The sequence below is a fragment of the Streptomyces sp. 6N223 genome (assembly GCF_052246635.1).
Taxonomy (GTDB): Bacteria; Actinomycetota; Actinomycetes; order Streptomycetales; family Streptomycetaceae; genus Streptomyces.
This window is the reverse complement of the sequence record NZ_JBQQCA010000058.1, coordinates 1-15,180: the sequence shown is the minus strand read 5'-3', so window position 1 is coordinate 15,180 and position 15,180 is coordinate 1. Positions and strand designations below refer to the sequence as shown.

General features: G+C 72.9%; 10 protein-coding genes and 1 pseudogene. 3 read left to right on the top strand and 8 right to left on the bottom strand.

What is annotated here, in order from left to right; translation table 11 throughout:
* Window positions 1-38: 38 nt before the first annotated feature.
* On the bottom strand, window positions 39-710 hold the full coding sequence (locus ACTWQH_RS27135) for a response regulator (RefSeq protein WP_443289393.1): 672 nt from the start codon (window positions 708-710) through the stop codon (window positions 39-41).
* A complete protein-coding gene (locus tag ACTWQH_RS27130) occupies window positions 707-2,326 on the bottom strand; it encodes a sensor histidine kinase (protein ID WP_443289392.1) in 1,620 nt (539 codons plus the stop codon). The genes ACTWQH_RS27135 and ACTWQH_RS27130 overlap by 4 nt, the downstream gene beginning before the upstream one ends.
* 228 nt (window positions 2,327-2,554) lie before the next feature.
* On the opposite strand from ACTWQH_RS27130, the gene gndA reads away from it, so the two are divergent.
* Entirely contained in the window at window positions 2,555-3,982 is a 1,428-nt protein-coding gene (gene gndA / locus ACTWQH_RS27125; protein ID WP_443289391.1) for an NADP-dependent phosphogluconate dehydrogenase, read from the top strand.
* A 156-nt stretch (window positions 3,983-4,138) separates the two neighbouring features.
* Here the strand turns inward: gndA and ACTWQH_RS27120 are convergent, their stop codons facing one another.
* The 3 genes from ACTWQH_RS27120 to ACTWQH_RS27110 all read right to left on the bottom strand — a co-directional run bounded on the left by ACTWQH_RS27120 (window position 4,139) and on the right by ACTWQH_RS27110 (window position 8,582).
* On the bottom strand, window positions 4,139-5,194 hold the full coding sequence (locus tag ACTWQH_RS27120) for a protein kinase family protein (RefSeq protein WP_443289419.1): 1,056 nt from the start codon (window positions 5,192-5,194) through the stop codon (window positions 4,139-4,141).
* A gap of 278 nt (window positions 5,195-5,472) precedes the next feature.
* Window positions 5,473-6,549, bottom strand: a complete 1,077-nt coding sequence (locus ACTWQH_RS27115; RefSeq protein ID WP_443289390.1) for a PQQ-dependent sugar dehydrogenase — start codon at window positions 6,547-6,549, stop codon at window positions 5,473-5,475.
* Between the two features lie 113 nt (window positions 6,550-6,662).
* Window positions 6,663-8,582, bottom strand: a complete 1,920-nt coding sequence (locus ACTWQH_RS27110) for an acyl-CoA dehydrogenase family protein (RefSeq protein WP_443289389.1) — start codon at window positions 8,580-8,582, stop codon at window positions 6,663-6,665.
* 287 nt (window positions 8,583-8,869) lie between these two features.
* Here ACTWQH_RS27110 and ACTWQH_RS27105 point away from each other — a divergent pair, with 287 nt between their 5' ends.
* Together ACTWQH_RS27105 and ACTWQH_RS27100 are read left to right on the top strand one after the other, a co-directional pair.
* Window positions 8,870-9,952 carry a LacI family DNA-binding transcriptional regulator gene (locus tag ACTWQH_RS27105; protein ID WP_443289388.1) on the top strand — a complete coding sequence of 361 codons (1,083 nt, stop codon included), beginning with the start codon at window positions 8,870-8,872 and terminating at the stop codon, window positions 9,950-9,952.
* A gap of 19 nt (window positions 9,953-9,971) precedes the next feature.
* A complete protein-coding gene (locus ACTWQH_RS27100; protein WP_443289387.1) occupies window positions 9,972-12,035 on the top strand; it encodes a glycoside hydrolase family 31 protein in 2,064 nt (687 codons plus the stop codon).
* 204 nt (window positions 12,036-12,239) lie between these two features.
* On the opposite strand, the gene ACTWQH_RS27095 is transcribed toward ACTWQH_RS27100, so the two are convergent.
* The 3 genes and pseudogenes from ACTWQH_RS27095 to ACTWQH_RS27085 all read right to left on the bottom strand — a co-directional run.
* The gene (locus tag ACTWQH_RS27095; protein WP_443289386.1) at window positions 12,240-12,947 is read right to left on the bottom strand and encodes a GH12 family glycosyl hydrolase domain-containing protein; all 708 of its coding nucleotides are present in this window, start codon (window positions 12,945-12,947) and stop codon (window positions 12,240-12,242) included.
* Window positions 12,920-15,007 carry a beta-galactosidase gene (locus ACTWQH_RS27090; RefSeq protein ID WP_443289385.1) on the bottom strand — a complete coding sequence of 696 codons (2,088 nt, stop codon included), beginning with the start codon at window positions 15,005-15,007 and terminating at the stop codon, window positions 12,920-12,922. Before ACTWQH_RS27090 ends, ACTWQH_RS27095 begins: the two co-directional genes overlap by 28 nt.
* Window positions 15,008-15,066: 59 nt before the next feature.
* Window positions 15,067-15,180: pseudogene (locus ACTWQH_RS27085) on the bottom strand (carbohydrate ABC transporter permease); the annotation flags it as partial.

Sequence of the window (15,180 nt, the reverse complement as noted above, 5' to 3'; positions counted from 1 at the left end):
TGGTCATAGAGTTCACGCCCTGAGTGCGCGCCCTGAGTTCACGCCCGCCGCAGCCGGTAGCGCCGCTCCGGGCGGCCGGTGCCGCCGTAGCGCAGCGACACGGTCACCTCGCCGGTGGCGGTGAAGTGCTCCAGGTAGCGGCGGGCGGTGACCCGCGACAGGCCCGACCGCTCGGCGCAGGCGGACGCCGACAGGTCGTCCTCGCTCGTCAGCACGCGCCGCACCAGCTCCGCCGTCTCCTCCGACAGGCCCTTCGGCAGCCGGGACGGCGCGGCCTTGAACACCCGGTCCACGTCCTGCTGCGCGGGCGCGGCCAGGGCCGCGAGTTCCTCGCGCCGCCGGGCGTAGTCGCGCAGCCGCTCCCGGAGCACGGGCACCTCGAAGGGCTTGATGATGTAGTGCACCGCCCCGCCGCGGAGCGCGCCGCGCACCGTCTCCATCTCCCGCGCCGCCGTGATGACCAGCACGTCCACGTCCGCGTCCCGGCCCTCCCCGCCGCCGCGCAGCTCCCGCAGCACCTCCAGGCCCCCCATGTCCGGCAGGTAGATGTCCAGCAGCACCAGGTCCGGCCGCAGCCGGCGCACCGCCTCCAGGGCCTGCACCCCCGTGTGCGCCTGCCCGACCACGCGGAATCCGGGCGTGCGCTCCACCACCGTGCTGTGGAGCCGCGCCACCATGAAGTCGTCGTCCACGACCAGCACGCCGATCACGTCGTCACCGTCTCCCGCTCCCGCGCGGTGCGCGGCAGCCGCGCGGAGAACGCCGCGCCTGCCACGGCGACGCCGCCGCCCCGGCGTTCGCACACCAGCCGGGTGATGGCGAGGCCGAGGCCCCGCCCGCTGGCCTTGGTGCTGAAGCCCTGCCGGAAGACCTCCTCCCCCAGCTCGGGCGCGACGCCGGGACCGGAGTCCGTCACCCGCACCCGGACGTCCGCGGTCACCTCGTCCTCCGTCAGCTCCACGTCCACCCGGGCGCCGGCGGGCGCGACGCCGCGCACCGCCTCCAGGGCGTTGTCCACGAGGTTCCCGATCACCGTCACCAGATCCGAGGCCAGCGACTCCGGCACCGGCCCGAGACGGCTGTCCGGGGTGACCCGCAGCGCCGCGCCCTGCTCCGCCGCCAGGCTCGCCTTCGCGATCAGCAGCGCCGCCAGCGAGGGGTCGGCGACCGCCGCCTGCACGTGGGCCGTGCGCTGCGCGTGCGTTCCGCTGATGCCGCGCACGTAACGCCCCACCTCCGGGTACTCCTCCAGCTCCACCAGGCCGGCGATCACGTGGAGGTGGTTGGAGAACTCGTGCGCCTGCGCCCGGAGGGTGTCCGTGGCGCCGCGCGTCGTCTCCAACTGGTGCTGGAGCGCGGTCAGCTCCGTCAGGTCCCGCATCGTGGTGACCGAACCGACGGCCTGCCCGTGGGTGACGATCGGCATCCGGTTGAGCGTCAGCACGCGGTCGCCGGTGACCACGACCTGGTCCCGGCCCCCGCCCCCGCCGCCCTCGCCCGGCCCGGTCAGGGCGTCGCGCAGCACGCCCGGGACGCCGAGTTCCTCCAGGGTCCGCCCGGCCGCGTCCGGCGGCAGCCGCAGCAGCTCCCGGCCGCTGTCGTTGGCCAGGGTGACCCTGCCCTGCCGGTCCAGGCCCACGACGCCCTCCTTGATGCCGTGGAGCATGGCCTCCCGGTGCTCCACGAGCGCGGTGATCTCGCCGGGCTCCAGGCCCATCGTCTGCCGCTTGATGCGCCGCGCCAGCAGGTAGGAGCCGGCCACCCCGAGCGCGCTCGCGATGCCCAGGTACAGCAGCAGGTCGGGCGCCGCCGCCTCCACCCGCTCGGCGAACCCGCGCGCCTCGCTGCCCACCGCCACCACGCCCAGCAGCCCGCCGTCCTCCCCGAACACCGGCACGTGCGCCACCAGCGAGGTCTCCCCTCCCCCCGCCGTGACCGTCCCCACCCACGATCGGCCCGCGAGCACGGTGCTGCCGCCCAGTTCCAGCGGCTCCCCGACCCGCCGCGGATCGGCGGGCGAGGTGAGGATGCGCCGCCCCAGCGTGGCGATCTCCACGAAGGACGCCCCCGACACGCTGCGCGCGCTCTCCGCCGGGGCGTGCAGCACGCCCACGCGCGCCGGATCGTCCAGCCCGATCCGCACCACCCGCTGAGCCGCCACCGACTCCGCGGTGCTCAGCAGCCGCCCGCCCTCGGTCCGGCGCCAGTCCGCGCTCGCCTGTGTCACGGACACCCACGCCACGACTGCGAGCACGACGACGATCAGCGCCAGCTGGAGCGTGAGCACCTGCCGCGCCAGCGACATCCGCTGCAACCTGCGCCCCATCGCGCCGACCTCCTCACCAGCGATGCAGGCGCACATTGTGCCCTCGAACCCGCCCGGGCGGGAGGTCGTGGCGTCGCCGGCGTGACGCGCGCGGTGCGCACGCCGCGAACGCGAGCGTGGCGGCGCGGCGTTGGGCCGCCCGCCGGGCGGCGGCGCCGTGCGCGTCGTAGTCTTCTCGGCGTGAAGCCCGCCACCGGCAGCACTGACACCAAGGAGCGAAACAGCCACATGGAGGCCACCGCACAGATCGGCGTCACCGGACTCGCGGTGATGGGCCGCAACCTGGCCAGGAACTTCGCCCGCCACGGCTACACCGTCGCCGTCCACAACCGCACGCCCGCCCGCACCCGCGCGCTGATCGAGGAGTTCGGCCACGAGGGCAGCTTCGTCCCGGCGGAGACCGCCGAGGAGTTCGTCGCCGCGCTGCAGCGCCCGCGCCGGCTGATGATCATGGTGAAGGCGGGGGACGCCACCGACGCCGTCATCGAGGAGTTCGCCGCGCTCCTGGAGCCCGGCGACATGATCATCGACGGCGGCAACGCCCACTTCGCCGACACCCGCCGCCGGGAGAAGGCGCTGCGCGAGCGCGGCCTGCACTTCGTCGGCACCGGCGTCTCGGGCGGCGAGGAGGGCGCGCTGCACGGCCCATCGATCATGCCGGGCGGCTCGGCCGAGTCCTACGCCGTACTCGGCCCGATGTTCGAGGCCATCAGCGCGAAGGTGGACGGCGAGCCCTGCTGCACCCACGTCGGCGCCGACGGCGCCGGGCACTTCGTCAAGATGGTGCACAACGGCATCGAGTACGCCGACATGCAGCTCATCGCCGAGGCGTACGACCTGCTGCGGCGGGTCGCCGGCTACTCCCCCGCCGAGATCGCCGAGGTCTTCCGCACCTGGAACACCGGGCGGCTCGACTCCTACCTCATCGAGATCACCGCCGAGGTCCTCGCCCACACCGACCCGGAGACGGGCGGGCCGTTCGTCGACGTCGTCGCCGACGCCGCCGGGCAGAAGGGCACCGGCCGCTGGACCGTGCAGACCGCCCTCGACCTCGGCGCCCCGGTGACCACCATCGCGCAGGCGACCTTCGCCCGCGCCGCCTCCAGCCAGCCGGCGCTGCGCGCCGCGTACCAGGGCCTGCCAGGCGGCACCCGCGCGGACGCCGCCGAGGACTTCGCCGACCGCGTCGAGCAGGCGCTGTACGCCTCGAAGATCATCGCCTACGACCAGGGCTGGAAGATGATCCAGGACGCCGCCGCCGAGTACGGCTGGGACATCGACCTCGGCGATGTCGCGGCGATCTGGCGCGGCGGCTGCATCATCCGCGCCGCGTTCCTCGACCGCATCCGCGCCGCCCATGCCGCCAACCCCAAGCTGGTCAGCCTGCTGGCCGAGGAGGGCTTCGCCCGCGAGATCACGGGCGCGCAGGAGGCGTGGCGCGAGGTCGTGGCCGCCGCCACCCGCCAGGGCATCCCCGTGCCGGCGTTCTCGGCGTCACTGGCGTACTACGACACGCTGCGCGCCGACCGGCTGCCCGCCGCCCTGATCCAGGGCCAGCGGGACTACTTCGGCGCCCACACCTACCGGCGCACCGACCGGGAGGGCAGCTTCCACACCCGCTGGGCGGAGCCGGGCCGCCCGGAGGAGACCGCGTAGGCCGTTCGTGCCGTCCGCCTCCCCCCGGACGGCCCCGGGGGAGGCGGCCTGGCCGCGCTACCGGCGGCCTTGCTCGTGCATGATCCCGTCGAGTGCGACGAGCGGCACCGAAATCGCCGCGGAACGAACCATTACGTCGCAGTCGAGGGCCTGGGCCTAGCTGTACAGGCCGCCGATCCGCTGGATCTCCTCCAGCGGGTACGGGGTCTCCCTGCTCTCGAGCTGGATTCTGCGATTGAAGTCCGACACCACCGCGGCGAGCGGCGCGTGCCGGGCGAGGATCGCCGCGGCCTCCTCCGGAATTCCCGTGGGACGCTCGCCCTCCGCGTAGGCGCGCACCAGCGCGTCGCGCTCCTCCCGTTGATCCCTCTGATAGCCGTACAGGGCGATGACCAGCCAGATCACCAGATGCCAGGCGGTGTAGCAGCGGTCGTAGACCTGATGCCGGTCGAAGAAGCCGGCCTCGTCCCGCGACAGCTCGAACCGGGAGGAGATGGCGAGGCCGTAGTCCGCGAAGTAGAGGCGGTGGCCGTCGGTCAGGATGTTCTCGAAGTGCGCGTCGAAGTGCAGGAGCCCCTGACCGTTCATGAACGCCGTGCCTGCCTCCAGCTCCTTCTCCACCTTGGCGCACGCCCGGTCTGCCGCCTCGTCACCCGCCCGGAGCTGTGCGCCCAGCCACTGGTGGAGGTTCTGCGGGATGTACTCCAGGAACAGCGCGACACTCGCCGAGGCCTCCCCCAAGGCATCAATCCGGCGGCGTACCTGCGATCCGCCGCCCCAGTAGGCGACGGCCCGTTCGACGTCGGCCAGTTCCTCGGGCAGCGGCGTGTAGTCCGGCAGCACCCGCCAGTGGTGCAGGAGAGGGAAGCCGTCGTACTCCCCCGCGAGCACCCAGTTCGTCGTCATGACGTGCACGGCCAGCTCACGCCAGGCCCCGAAGCCTGGCCCGCCGATGCCGTAGTGGCAGTAGACCGGCAGCCCGAAGAGGTTCGCCGTGGACCGGACGTTCTCCGGCCGCCGCTCCAGGTCGGTGAGCGGCACCCGCTTCACGAAGACCGGCGTTCCCGCGACGTCCAGCAGCGCCGACTTCCCGCCGATACCGGACCCGATCGGCACGGCCGCGTCCACGAGCTCGTGCAGCGCGCGATCGCTGAGGAGCGCCAGCGAGGTGGAGACGGCGCTGTGGGCGGTGAGACGCGCGCCGCGCGACATGTCGGCGGACGTCACTGAGCCAGTCCGCTCGGACGGCCATGCGGAACGCTCTCAGCCGAGCGGGCCCGCCCGGAAGGGGAGAACAGGGTCATGGTCCAGAACCTTATGCCGCTGGTGCCGGAAGGTGACGCCGTCCATCCCGGCTTCCTGTCGCGTCTCGGATGGCCCCGGAGGGGCGATCGCCGAGGCGATGGCCGCACGGCACCGGACGCTCCGCGATCCGCGTACGCCCGAGGAGTGGGTGGTCCCCGTCCCCGAACTCGTGGCGGATACGGACGTCAGTCGGCGACGCCCTCGTCCAGGGTGACCTCATAGAGGATGTCCGCGCCGGGCTGCTGGCCGACCTGGTCGGCGTTGCTGCTGCCCAGCCACAGCGCGCCGCCGCCGGGGACGGTGGAGATGGCGCGCAGGCGGCCCAGCTCGCCGGCGTAGTAGGCCTGCGGGGTGCCGGGCTCGGCGCCGTTCAGGGGAATGCGCCACAGGCGCTGGCCGCGCAGGGTGCTCATGTAGAGGGTGCCGTCGGTGTAGGTCAGCCCGGCGGGCACGGCCTCGGGTGGGGCCCAGGTCAGCAGGGGGTTGGCCATGCCCGGCTCGGTGCAGGGGCCCTCGCACACGGGCCAGCCGTAGTTGCGGCCCTTGCGGACGATGTTGAGCTCGTCGTAGGTGTCCTGCCCGTTCTCGGCGGACCACAGCCGGCCCGACTCGTCCCAGGCCAGGCCGTGGGCGACGCGGTGGCCGTAGCTGTAGACGAGGGTGCCGAAGGGGTTGCCGGGCGCGGGGGTGCCCTCCGGGGTCAGCCGCAGGATCTTGCCCGCGAGGGAGTCCAGGTCCTGGGAGAGCTCGGGCTGGAGGGCGTCGCCGGTGGAGGCGTACAGGTGGCCGTCCGGGCCGAACGCCAGCTGGCCGCCGTTGTGGAACTCGGCCTTCGGGATGCCGGTGACGAGGGGCTCGTAGCCGCCGAGCGTGGTGCCGTCGTAGGTGAGGCGCGCGATGCGGTTGTCGTCGGCGGCCGTGTGGAAGACGAAGAGGGTCCGGTCGTGGGCGAAGTGCGGGGAGAGCGCCAGGCCCATCAGGCCGCCGTCGCCGCCGCTGACGACGTTCGGCACGGTGCCGATGGCGGTGCGCTCGCCGTCGGGCGTGACGCGGACGATCTGGTGGGTGTCGCGCTCGGTGACCAGCGCCGAGCCGTCGGGCAGCCAGGCGATGGCCCAGGGCACGGACCAGCCGGTGGACAGCTCCTCGCGGGCGACGGGCTGCGAGCGCGGCCGTCCCTCCTCCTCGGCCGCGGCGGGCGCGGCGGCCAGCAGCCCGGCGGCGAGCGCGGCCAGGCCGCCGAGGGCGGCGGTGATCCTCACTCTTCCTAAGCGCATCGAGAAACGCATCGAGACTCCTGTTCCCCCAGGGACGGCTTGTGCGCGGGTCACGATCACATCCCGCCCACAGGCCGTCAAGAAGTCTCACAAGGGGCTCAGGGAATCGAGCGGTGCACGTCCGCCCGCTTCGAGGGACCCGGGGTGGCGTCGGCGATCCACGGGCCCGGCGTCGAGGCGTCGATGATGCCGGACTCCAGCCAGGCGTGGCGGCCCTCCAGCACCGCGCGGCTCAGGGTGTGGTCGGGGCCGTCGGTGTTGTGCCACAGGTGGTGGAAAAGGTCGGCGACGCGCTGGCGCGCCTGTTCGCAGAACGCGTCGGCCAGCTCGTACGCCTCCCGCCCCGACTCGCCGCGCCGGCGCAGGCGTTCGGCGTGGACGCAGGCCGCCGTCATGGCGAAGAGCTCGGCGCCGATGTCCACGACGCGGCCGAGGAAGGCCTGTTTGGCCTCCAGCCGCCCCTGCCAGCGGGACATGCCGTAGAAGGTCGAGCGGGCCAGCCGGCGGGAGGCGCGCTCGGCCCAGCGGAGGTGGTGCGCGAGGTCCGGGTGGCCGCCGGGGATGTGGAAGTCGCCGTATGCCAGCGGGAGCTGGCCGCGCCCGGCGGCCAGCGACGGCAGCCAGCGGGCGTAGAAGGCGGTCGCGGAGAAGGCGGCACGGCGCTTCTGGGTGAAGGAGGCGTCGCGCGAGACGAGGTCGCCGGCGACCTTCAGGTGGGCGTCGACGGCCTCGCGGGCGATGAACAGGCGCATGATCTCCGAGGAGCCCTCGAAGATGCGGTTGATGCGCAGGTCGCGCAGCAGCTGCTCGGCGGGCACGCCGCGTTCGCCGCGCGCGGCCAGCGAGTCGGCCGTCTCGTAGCCCCGGCCGCCGCGCATCTGGACCAGGTCGTCGGCCATGCGCCAGGCCATCTCGCTGGCGTAGAGCTTCGCGAGGGCGGCCTCGATGCGGATGTCGTGGCGGTGTTCGGGGCGGTCTTCGTCGGCGAGCTCGCTGGTGATGTCGAGGATGGCCTCCAGGGCGAAGGTCGTGGCGGCGATGAAGGCCAGGCGGGATCCGATGGCCTCGTGTTTGCCGATGGGCCTGCCCCACTGCTCGCGGGCGCCGGCCCACTCGCGGCCGGTCTTCAGGCACCACTTGCCCGCGCCCACGCACATCGCGGGCAGCGAGAGGCGGCCGGTGTTGAGGGTGGTGAGGGCGATCCTCAGGCCCTCGCCCTCCTCGCCGATGCGGTTGGCGGCGGGGACGCGGACCTGGTGGAAGCGGGTGACGCCGTTCTCGATGCCGCGCAGGCCCATGAAGGCGTTGCGGTTCTCCACCGTGATGCCCGGGGAGTCGGCCTCGACGACGAACGCCGTGATGCCGCGATCGGGGACCTGCGCCATGACGACCAGCAGCTCGGCGACGACGCCGTTGGTGGTCCACAGCTTGACGCCGTCCAGCACGTACGCCTCGCCGTCCTCGTCGGGGACGGCGGAGGTGGCCAGCCGGGCGGGGTCGGAGCCGACGTCGGGCTCGGTGAGGAGGAAGGCGGAGATGGCGCCGCGGGCGCAGCGCGGCAGGTAGGCGTTCTTCTGCTCCTCGGTGCCGAAGAGCTTCAGGGGCTGCGGCACGCCGATGGACTGGTGGGCCGACAGCAGCGCGCCGACGGCGGGGCTGGCGGAGCCGACCAGGGCGAGGGCGCGGTTGTAGAAGAGATGGCTCAGGCCGAGGCCGCCGTGGGCCTCGCCGATCTTCATGCCGAAGGCGCCGAGCTCCCTGAGGCCGGCGATGACGTCGTCGGGGATGCGGGCGTCGCGCTCGATCTGGGCGCCGTCGATCTTGGAGGCGCAGAACTCGCGCAGACGGGCCAGGAAGCGTTCGCCCGTCCGGGTGGCGGCCTCGTCGGGGAGCGGGCGCGGGTGGAGGAGTCCGAGGCGCAGGCGCCCCAGGAAGAGCTCGCGAGCGAAGCTCGGGCCTCGCCACTCGCGCTGGCGGGCGGCCTCGGCGACCCTGCGGGCCTCGTCCTCGGTGGTCATCGTCGATCACCTCACCTACCGATGGGTTCTACCGGTCCGTATACCCGATGATGGGCGATGCGTACCGGTTGGCGCGACACGCCTGCCACGGAGCTGTTGAAGCGCTTCGACAAAGCTATGGACACCAACCCCGGCGCGGTCTAAGGTCATGCCGGTTAACTGAACGGGGCGTCGTGGCCGCGTTGTGACCACGATGCGGTAGTCGGAATCGTAGTCGGAATCGAAGCGCTTCACCCGCGCGATTCCTCCCGCACCCCCACACACGTCGTCCACTCCTGGGAGGGCACATGGTCACTCTCGCCGAGGTCGCCCGGCACGCCGGCGTCTCAGCCAGCACGGTGAGTTACGTCCTCAGCGGAAAGCGGACCATCTCCAGCCAGACCCGGGAGCGCGTCGAACGCAGCATCAGGGAGCTGGGCTACCACCCCAACGCCGGAGCCCGCGCACTGGCCAGCAGCAAGTCTGACATCATCGCGCTGATGATGCCGCTGCGCACCGACACGTTCGTGCCGGTGATGATGGAGATCGCCATCGCCGTGGCGACCACCGCCCGTGAGCACCGGCACGACGTGCTGCTGCTGACCGGCCAGGAAGGGCCGGAGGCGGTACGGCGGGTGGTCGGCAGCGGGCTCGCCGACGCCATGATCATGATGGACGTCGAGCTCGACGACGCCCGGCTGCCGCTGGTTCGCGAGACGCCCCGGCCCGCCGTGCTGATCGGGCTGCCCGCCGACGCCCGCCACCTCACCTGCGTGGACCTGGACTTCGCCGCCACCGGGCGGCTGTGCGTGGAGCACCTGGCGGAGCTCGGGCACCGCGACATCGCCGTCGTCGGCGAGGCGGCGGCCGTCTACGAGCGGCACACCGGCTTCGCGGAGCGCACCATGGACGGCATCCGGCAGCGCGCGGGCGAGATGGGCGTGCGGATCCTGCACCGGCCCTGCGAGGGCTCCTACGAGTCGATGGCCGGGACCCTCGCGCGGATCTTCGACGAACGCCCCGCCACCACCGGCCTCATCGTGCAGAACGAGTCGGCGATCGGCCCGCTGCTGAGCCTGCTGCGCGCCCAGGGGCGCGCCGTGCCCGAGGACATCTCGGTGGTGGCCATCTGCCCCGAGGCCGTCGCCGTGCAGCAGTCCGTGGCGCTGACCGCCGTGTCGATCCCGGCCGAGGAGATGGGGCGGCGCGCGGTCGAGCTGGTGATGGCCAAGGTGAAACAGGCCGGGGGGACGCGCGGCCCGGCGACGGCCGTCGCCGCCGAGACCAGGATCGAGCTGCTGCCGCCGCAGCTGACCCTGCGCTCCAGCACCGGCCTCGCCCCGACCCACGCCTCCGCCCACGCCCCGAGTCCTTCCACCCCTGCGCGCTGACGGGAGTTACGCGACCACCGTGAACGACACCTACTCATCGAACGACTCCCCGCAGCCGGCCGTCTCCCTCGCCCAGTCCTCCCCCACCGTCGGCACCTTCGCCGAGCGCGACGGCGCGCTGGAGTGGAGCGGCCGGCAGGAGACGGTGCTCATCCAGCCGTGGGGGCCCGACGCCGTGCGCGTGCGGGCGCGCCTGGGCGGGCCCGTCCAGCCCGGGCTGCCCGGCGCGCTGCTGGACGACGCGCCGCCGGCCGGCCCGGTGGCCGTCAAGATCCGGCCGGGCCTGGCCACCCTCACCTGCGGCGCGATCACCGCCGAGGTGAACGCCGAGGGCATGATCCGCTTCCTGCGCACCGACACCGGTGAGGAGCTGCTGGCCGAGGAGCGGGCCCACTTCTGGTGGCCCGGGCCCCGGCTCTACACCGCCACCGGCAACGGCTACCACCGCCTCGAACAGCGCTTCCGGGCGTACGAGGGCGAGAGGCTCTACGGTCTCGGCCAGCACCAGCACGGGCTGCTGGACCAGAAGGGCGCCGTCATCGACCTGGTGCAGCGCAACGCCGAGGTCTCCATCCCCGTGCTGACCTCCAGCCGGGGCTACACGCTGCTGTGGAACAACCCCGCCATCGGCCGGGTGGAGCTGGCCGGCAACGGCACCCGGTGGGTCGCCGACAGCGCCCGGCAGATCGACTACTGGATCACCGCCGGGCAGCCCGCGCGCGCGATGCGGCGGTACGCGGCCGCCACCGGGCACACCCCCATGCTGCCGGAGTGGGCGGCCGGGTTCTGGCAGTGCAAGCTGCGCTACCGCACCCAGGACGAACTGCTCGGCGTGGCCCGCGAGTACAAGCGGCGCGGCCTGCCGCTCGACGCCATCGTCTGCGACTTCTTCCACTGGACCCACCTGGGCGAGTGGAAGTTCGACCCGGCCGAGTGGCCCGACCCGGCGGCGATGGTGGCCGAGCTCGCGGAGCTCGGCGTGAAGCTCGTCGTCTCGGTGTGGCCGTCGGTCTCGCCGCTGAGCGAGAACCACCCCGTGATGGAGCAGCGCGGCTACCTCATCGGCACCGAGTACGGCCCGATGGCCCACGCCGACTGGCCGGACAAGGAGGTCGCCGAGACCGTGCAGGTGGCGTTCTACGACGCGACCAACCCCGGCGCGCGGGAGTTCGTCTGGGACCGGGTGCGGGAGAACTACCTGGCCCCCTACGGGATCACGGCGTTCTGGCTCGACGCCTGCGAGCCGGAGCTCAAGCCCGGCTTCCAGGCCAACCTGCGCTACCACGCCGGCCCCGGCCTGGAGGTCGGCAACCTCTACCCCCGGGAGAACGCCCGCACCTTCTACGAGGGCCTACGCGCGGCGGACGCCGACGAGGACGGCGTCATCACCCTCAACCGCTCGGCGTGGGCGGGCAGCCAGCGGTACGGCGCCGCGCTGTGGTCGGGCGACATCGGCACCGACTTCGCCACGCTGCGCCGTCAGATCGCGGCCGGGCTCAACGTCTCCCTCTCCGGCATCCCCTGGTGGAACACCGACATCGGCGGCTTCCACGGGGGCGACCCGGACGACAAGGAGTACCGCGAGGTGATGGTGCGCTGGTTCCAGTTCGGGGCGCTGTCACCGATCATGCGGCTGCACGGCTTCCGCGAGCCCGGCATGCCGCTGGGCCCGGCGATGACGGGCGGGCCGAACGAGGTGTGGTCCTACGGCGACGAGGCCGGGGCCGTCATGGAGGACTACGTGCGCCTGAGGCAGCGTCTGAAGCCGTACGTGCTGGCGCAGATGCGGACGGCGCGGGAGGAGGGGCTGCCGCCGATGCGGCCGCTGTTCCTGGAGTTCCCCGACGACGAGCGGGCCTGGGGCGTCGCCGAAGCCTACCTGCTGGGTCCCGACCTGCTGGTGGCACCGGTGCTGGAGCCCTGGGCGCGGGAGCGCGAGGTGTACCTGCCGGCGGGGGCGCGCTGGACGGACGCCTGGACGGGCGAGGAGTACGAAGGGGGGCAGCCGGTGACCGTTCCCGCGCCGCTGGAGCGCATCCCGCTGTTGCTCCGGGACGACGCCCAGCTTCCGGTCACCGGCTGACCCCGGTCTTCGGTGTGTGTGGCTCCGGCGCCGTCGCCTTTCGCCGGAGCCACACGTCTGTGGTGGGGCCAGTGGTGCTTTTCTCCCGCCGCCCCCCTGAAGTTGCCGCCGGGCGGCGGAAGGTTGCCTCGCGGGCGCGGCGGATCCGAGAAGCTGGAAGGCCCGGGGCGGAGCCCCGGGCCTTCCAGACGGGCGGGCGCCGGTCTAGCTGGTGCTCACCGCGTAGTTGTTGACCGTGAAGTCCATCCCGCCGGCCGATGAGGTGATCTCGAAGCCGAGCTGGGACTGACCGATGACGGTGTCCGCGCTCATCCAGCCCTGCTCCACGATGTAGTCGAGGATCGGGACGACGTCGATCTCACCTGCCGAGGAGTTGCCCTGGCGCAGGAAGGAGTAGACGTTGTTCGCGCCGTTGCTGCCGGTGTAGACGTCCCAGGTGTGGCCGCCGAGTTCGGCGGTGCCGACCGGGCTGCCGATCGGGCCGACAGGGCCGTACCAGTTCAGCCAGAGCATGATCTCGTGTTGGTGGTTCTCGTCCCAGATGTCGTACGCGGTGTTGTACGCGCCCGCCTCCGGGACCGTCACGTCATAGCTCGTGGTGAACGAGTTGATGGCGTTGATCGGCTGGTTCACGTTCCAGTTTGAGTTGGGGTAGGACTTGATGCCGCCCGTGTCCGGGTGATCGGCGTGGACGGTGAACTGCTGACCCGACTCGGCCGAGATGCACTGGCTGCCCGCGCCGGAGCCCCAGATGTTGTTGTAGACGGTGTAGCCGTCGTCGAACGTGTTCTCGCCCCACTGATCGCAGGACTCCCAGGCCTGGGCCTGCGCGGTGCTCGCGGTGTAGCCGACGATCGTCAGCAGGGCGACCACCGGAGCGATGATCAGGGTGAGGGTTCGCCTCCGTCGCATATGCGGCTCACTTTCGATGTGGGGGTTGTTGTGGGGGTTGTGCGGTTCGTGCTCGCGGAGAGCACCGCCACGCCGTAGCGGCCGAGCGTGATGCCGTCCGCGTGGGTGTGGCCGGTGAGCAGGTCGGTGTGGGGATGCTGCAGGGGAATGGTGACCTGCTCACGTCTGTGGTTGAGAAGGAAGAGGAACGCCCCGCGCCGGACCGCCTCGACGCCAGGGGCCAGCCCGGGCAGCACCGGGGCGACGCCGGCTCCGCGCGCGGCCTGCGCGAGGAGGGCGCGCAGCGTGGGGCGTTCGGGCAGGGTCGAGACGTACCAGGCGGTGCCCTCGCCCGGGGTGGCGCGGGTGATGGCGGGGCGGCCGGCGAGCGGGCCCTCGGCGTACGCGGCGACCGTCTCGGTGGCGTCCGCCGGCTCCAGGTCCTCGCTCCAGACGGAGGCGGCCGAGCCGTCGGTCAGGCGCAGCGTCTCGCCCTCGGCCAGCGGCCACCACTCGTGGACGCGGGCGATGCCCAGCAGGCGGCGCAGCCGGGCGTCCACGCCGCCCTCGCGGACGCGGTCGTCGGCGTCGGCGACGCCGGTGAAGAAGCCGCAGACGAGGGTGCCGCCGCCGCGCACGTAGGCGTCGAGGCCGTCGAGCGCGGCGTCGGTGAGGAGGTACAGCTGCGGCACCACGACCATGCGGTAGCCGGCCAGGCGGGCCTCGGGGTGGGCGAAGTCGGCCGTGAGGCTCTGCTCCCACAGCGCCTGGTGCCAGGCGGCCAGCACGGCGGGGTAGTCGAGCGCGGCCGAGGGGCGGCCGGGCTGGCCGGAGGCCCACCAGGCGTCCCAGTCGTGCAGCACGGCGATGTCCGCCTCGACCCGGGTGCCGGCGACGCCGGACAGGGCGCCGAGTTCGGCGCCGAGGTCGCGCACCTGCCGGAAGGTGCGCGAGTGCTCCCCGGCGTGCGGCAGCATCGCGGAGTGGAACTTCTCGCTGCCCTGGCGGGAGGCGCGCCACTGGAAGAAGCAGACGGCGTCGGCGCCGCGCGCGACGGCCTGGAGGGACCACTGCCGCATCAGGCCCTCGGGCTTGGGGCGGTTGACGGGCCGGAAGTTGACGGCGGAGGCGGCCTGTTCCATCAGCATCCACGGGCCGCGCGCCTGGGAGCGGGTGAGGTCCTGGACGAGGGCGCCGTGGGCGGGCCCGGCCGGGTCGTCGGGGGCGGCGGCCGGGTCGGGGTAGACGTCGACGGAGACCACGTCCTCCTCGGCGGCCCAGCGCCAGCCGTCCTGCCCGGCGAAGAGCGGCATGAAGTTGGTGGTGACCGGCGTGCCGGGGCTGTGGGCGGCGACGACGTCGCGTTCGGCGACGAAGCATTCCAGCAGGGCGTCGCTGGAGAAGCGGCGGAAGTCCAGCGCCTGGGCGGGGTTGATCAGGTACTGGGCACGCCGGGGCGGGATGATCTCCTCCCAGGAGTCGTAGCGCTGGCTCCAGAACGCCGTGCCCCAGGCCTCGTTGAGCGCGGCGAGGGTGGCGTAGCGCTCGCGCAGCCAGGCGCGGAAGTGGCGGGCCGTCTCGTCGCACCAGCAGGAGGTGCAGTACTCGTTGCCGATGTGCCACAGCCGCAGGGCGGGGTGGCCGCCGTAGCGGCGGGCGAGGTCCTCGGCGATGCGGCGGGCGTAGTCGCGGTAGACCGGCGAGGAGGGGCAGAACTGGTTGCGCGAGCCGTACCAGACCACGGTGCCGTTCTCGTCGCGCGGCAGGGTCTCGGGGTGGCGGGAGCCCATCCAGGGGGGCGGGGAGGCGGTGGGGGTGGCCAGGCAGACGCCGATGCCCGCCTCGTGGAGCAGCTCCAGGACGCGGTCCAGCCAGCCGAAGTCGCGGGCGCCGGGGCGGGGCTCGAGGGTGGCCCAGGAGAAGACGCCGACGGTGGCGAGGTTGACGCCCGCGTCCTTCATGAGGCGGACGTCGTCGTGCCAGGTCTCCGGCGGCCACTGCTCGGGGTTGTAGTCGCCGCCGAAGAGCAGGCGCCCGCGCGTGGCCACGCCCATGCCCGGGCCGTTGCCGTGCGCGGCCATCGAGCCCTTCCCTTCCGATGTCGTGCGGTCGTGTGTGGGGTGGTGTGTGGGTGAACGTTTCATCCCTTGATGGCGCCGATGAGCATGCCCTTCTTGAAGTGGCGTTGGACGAAGGGGGAGAGGACGGCGACGGGGAGGAGGGCGAGGATCATGACGGCGGTCTGGACGGCGAT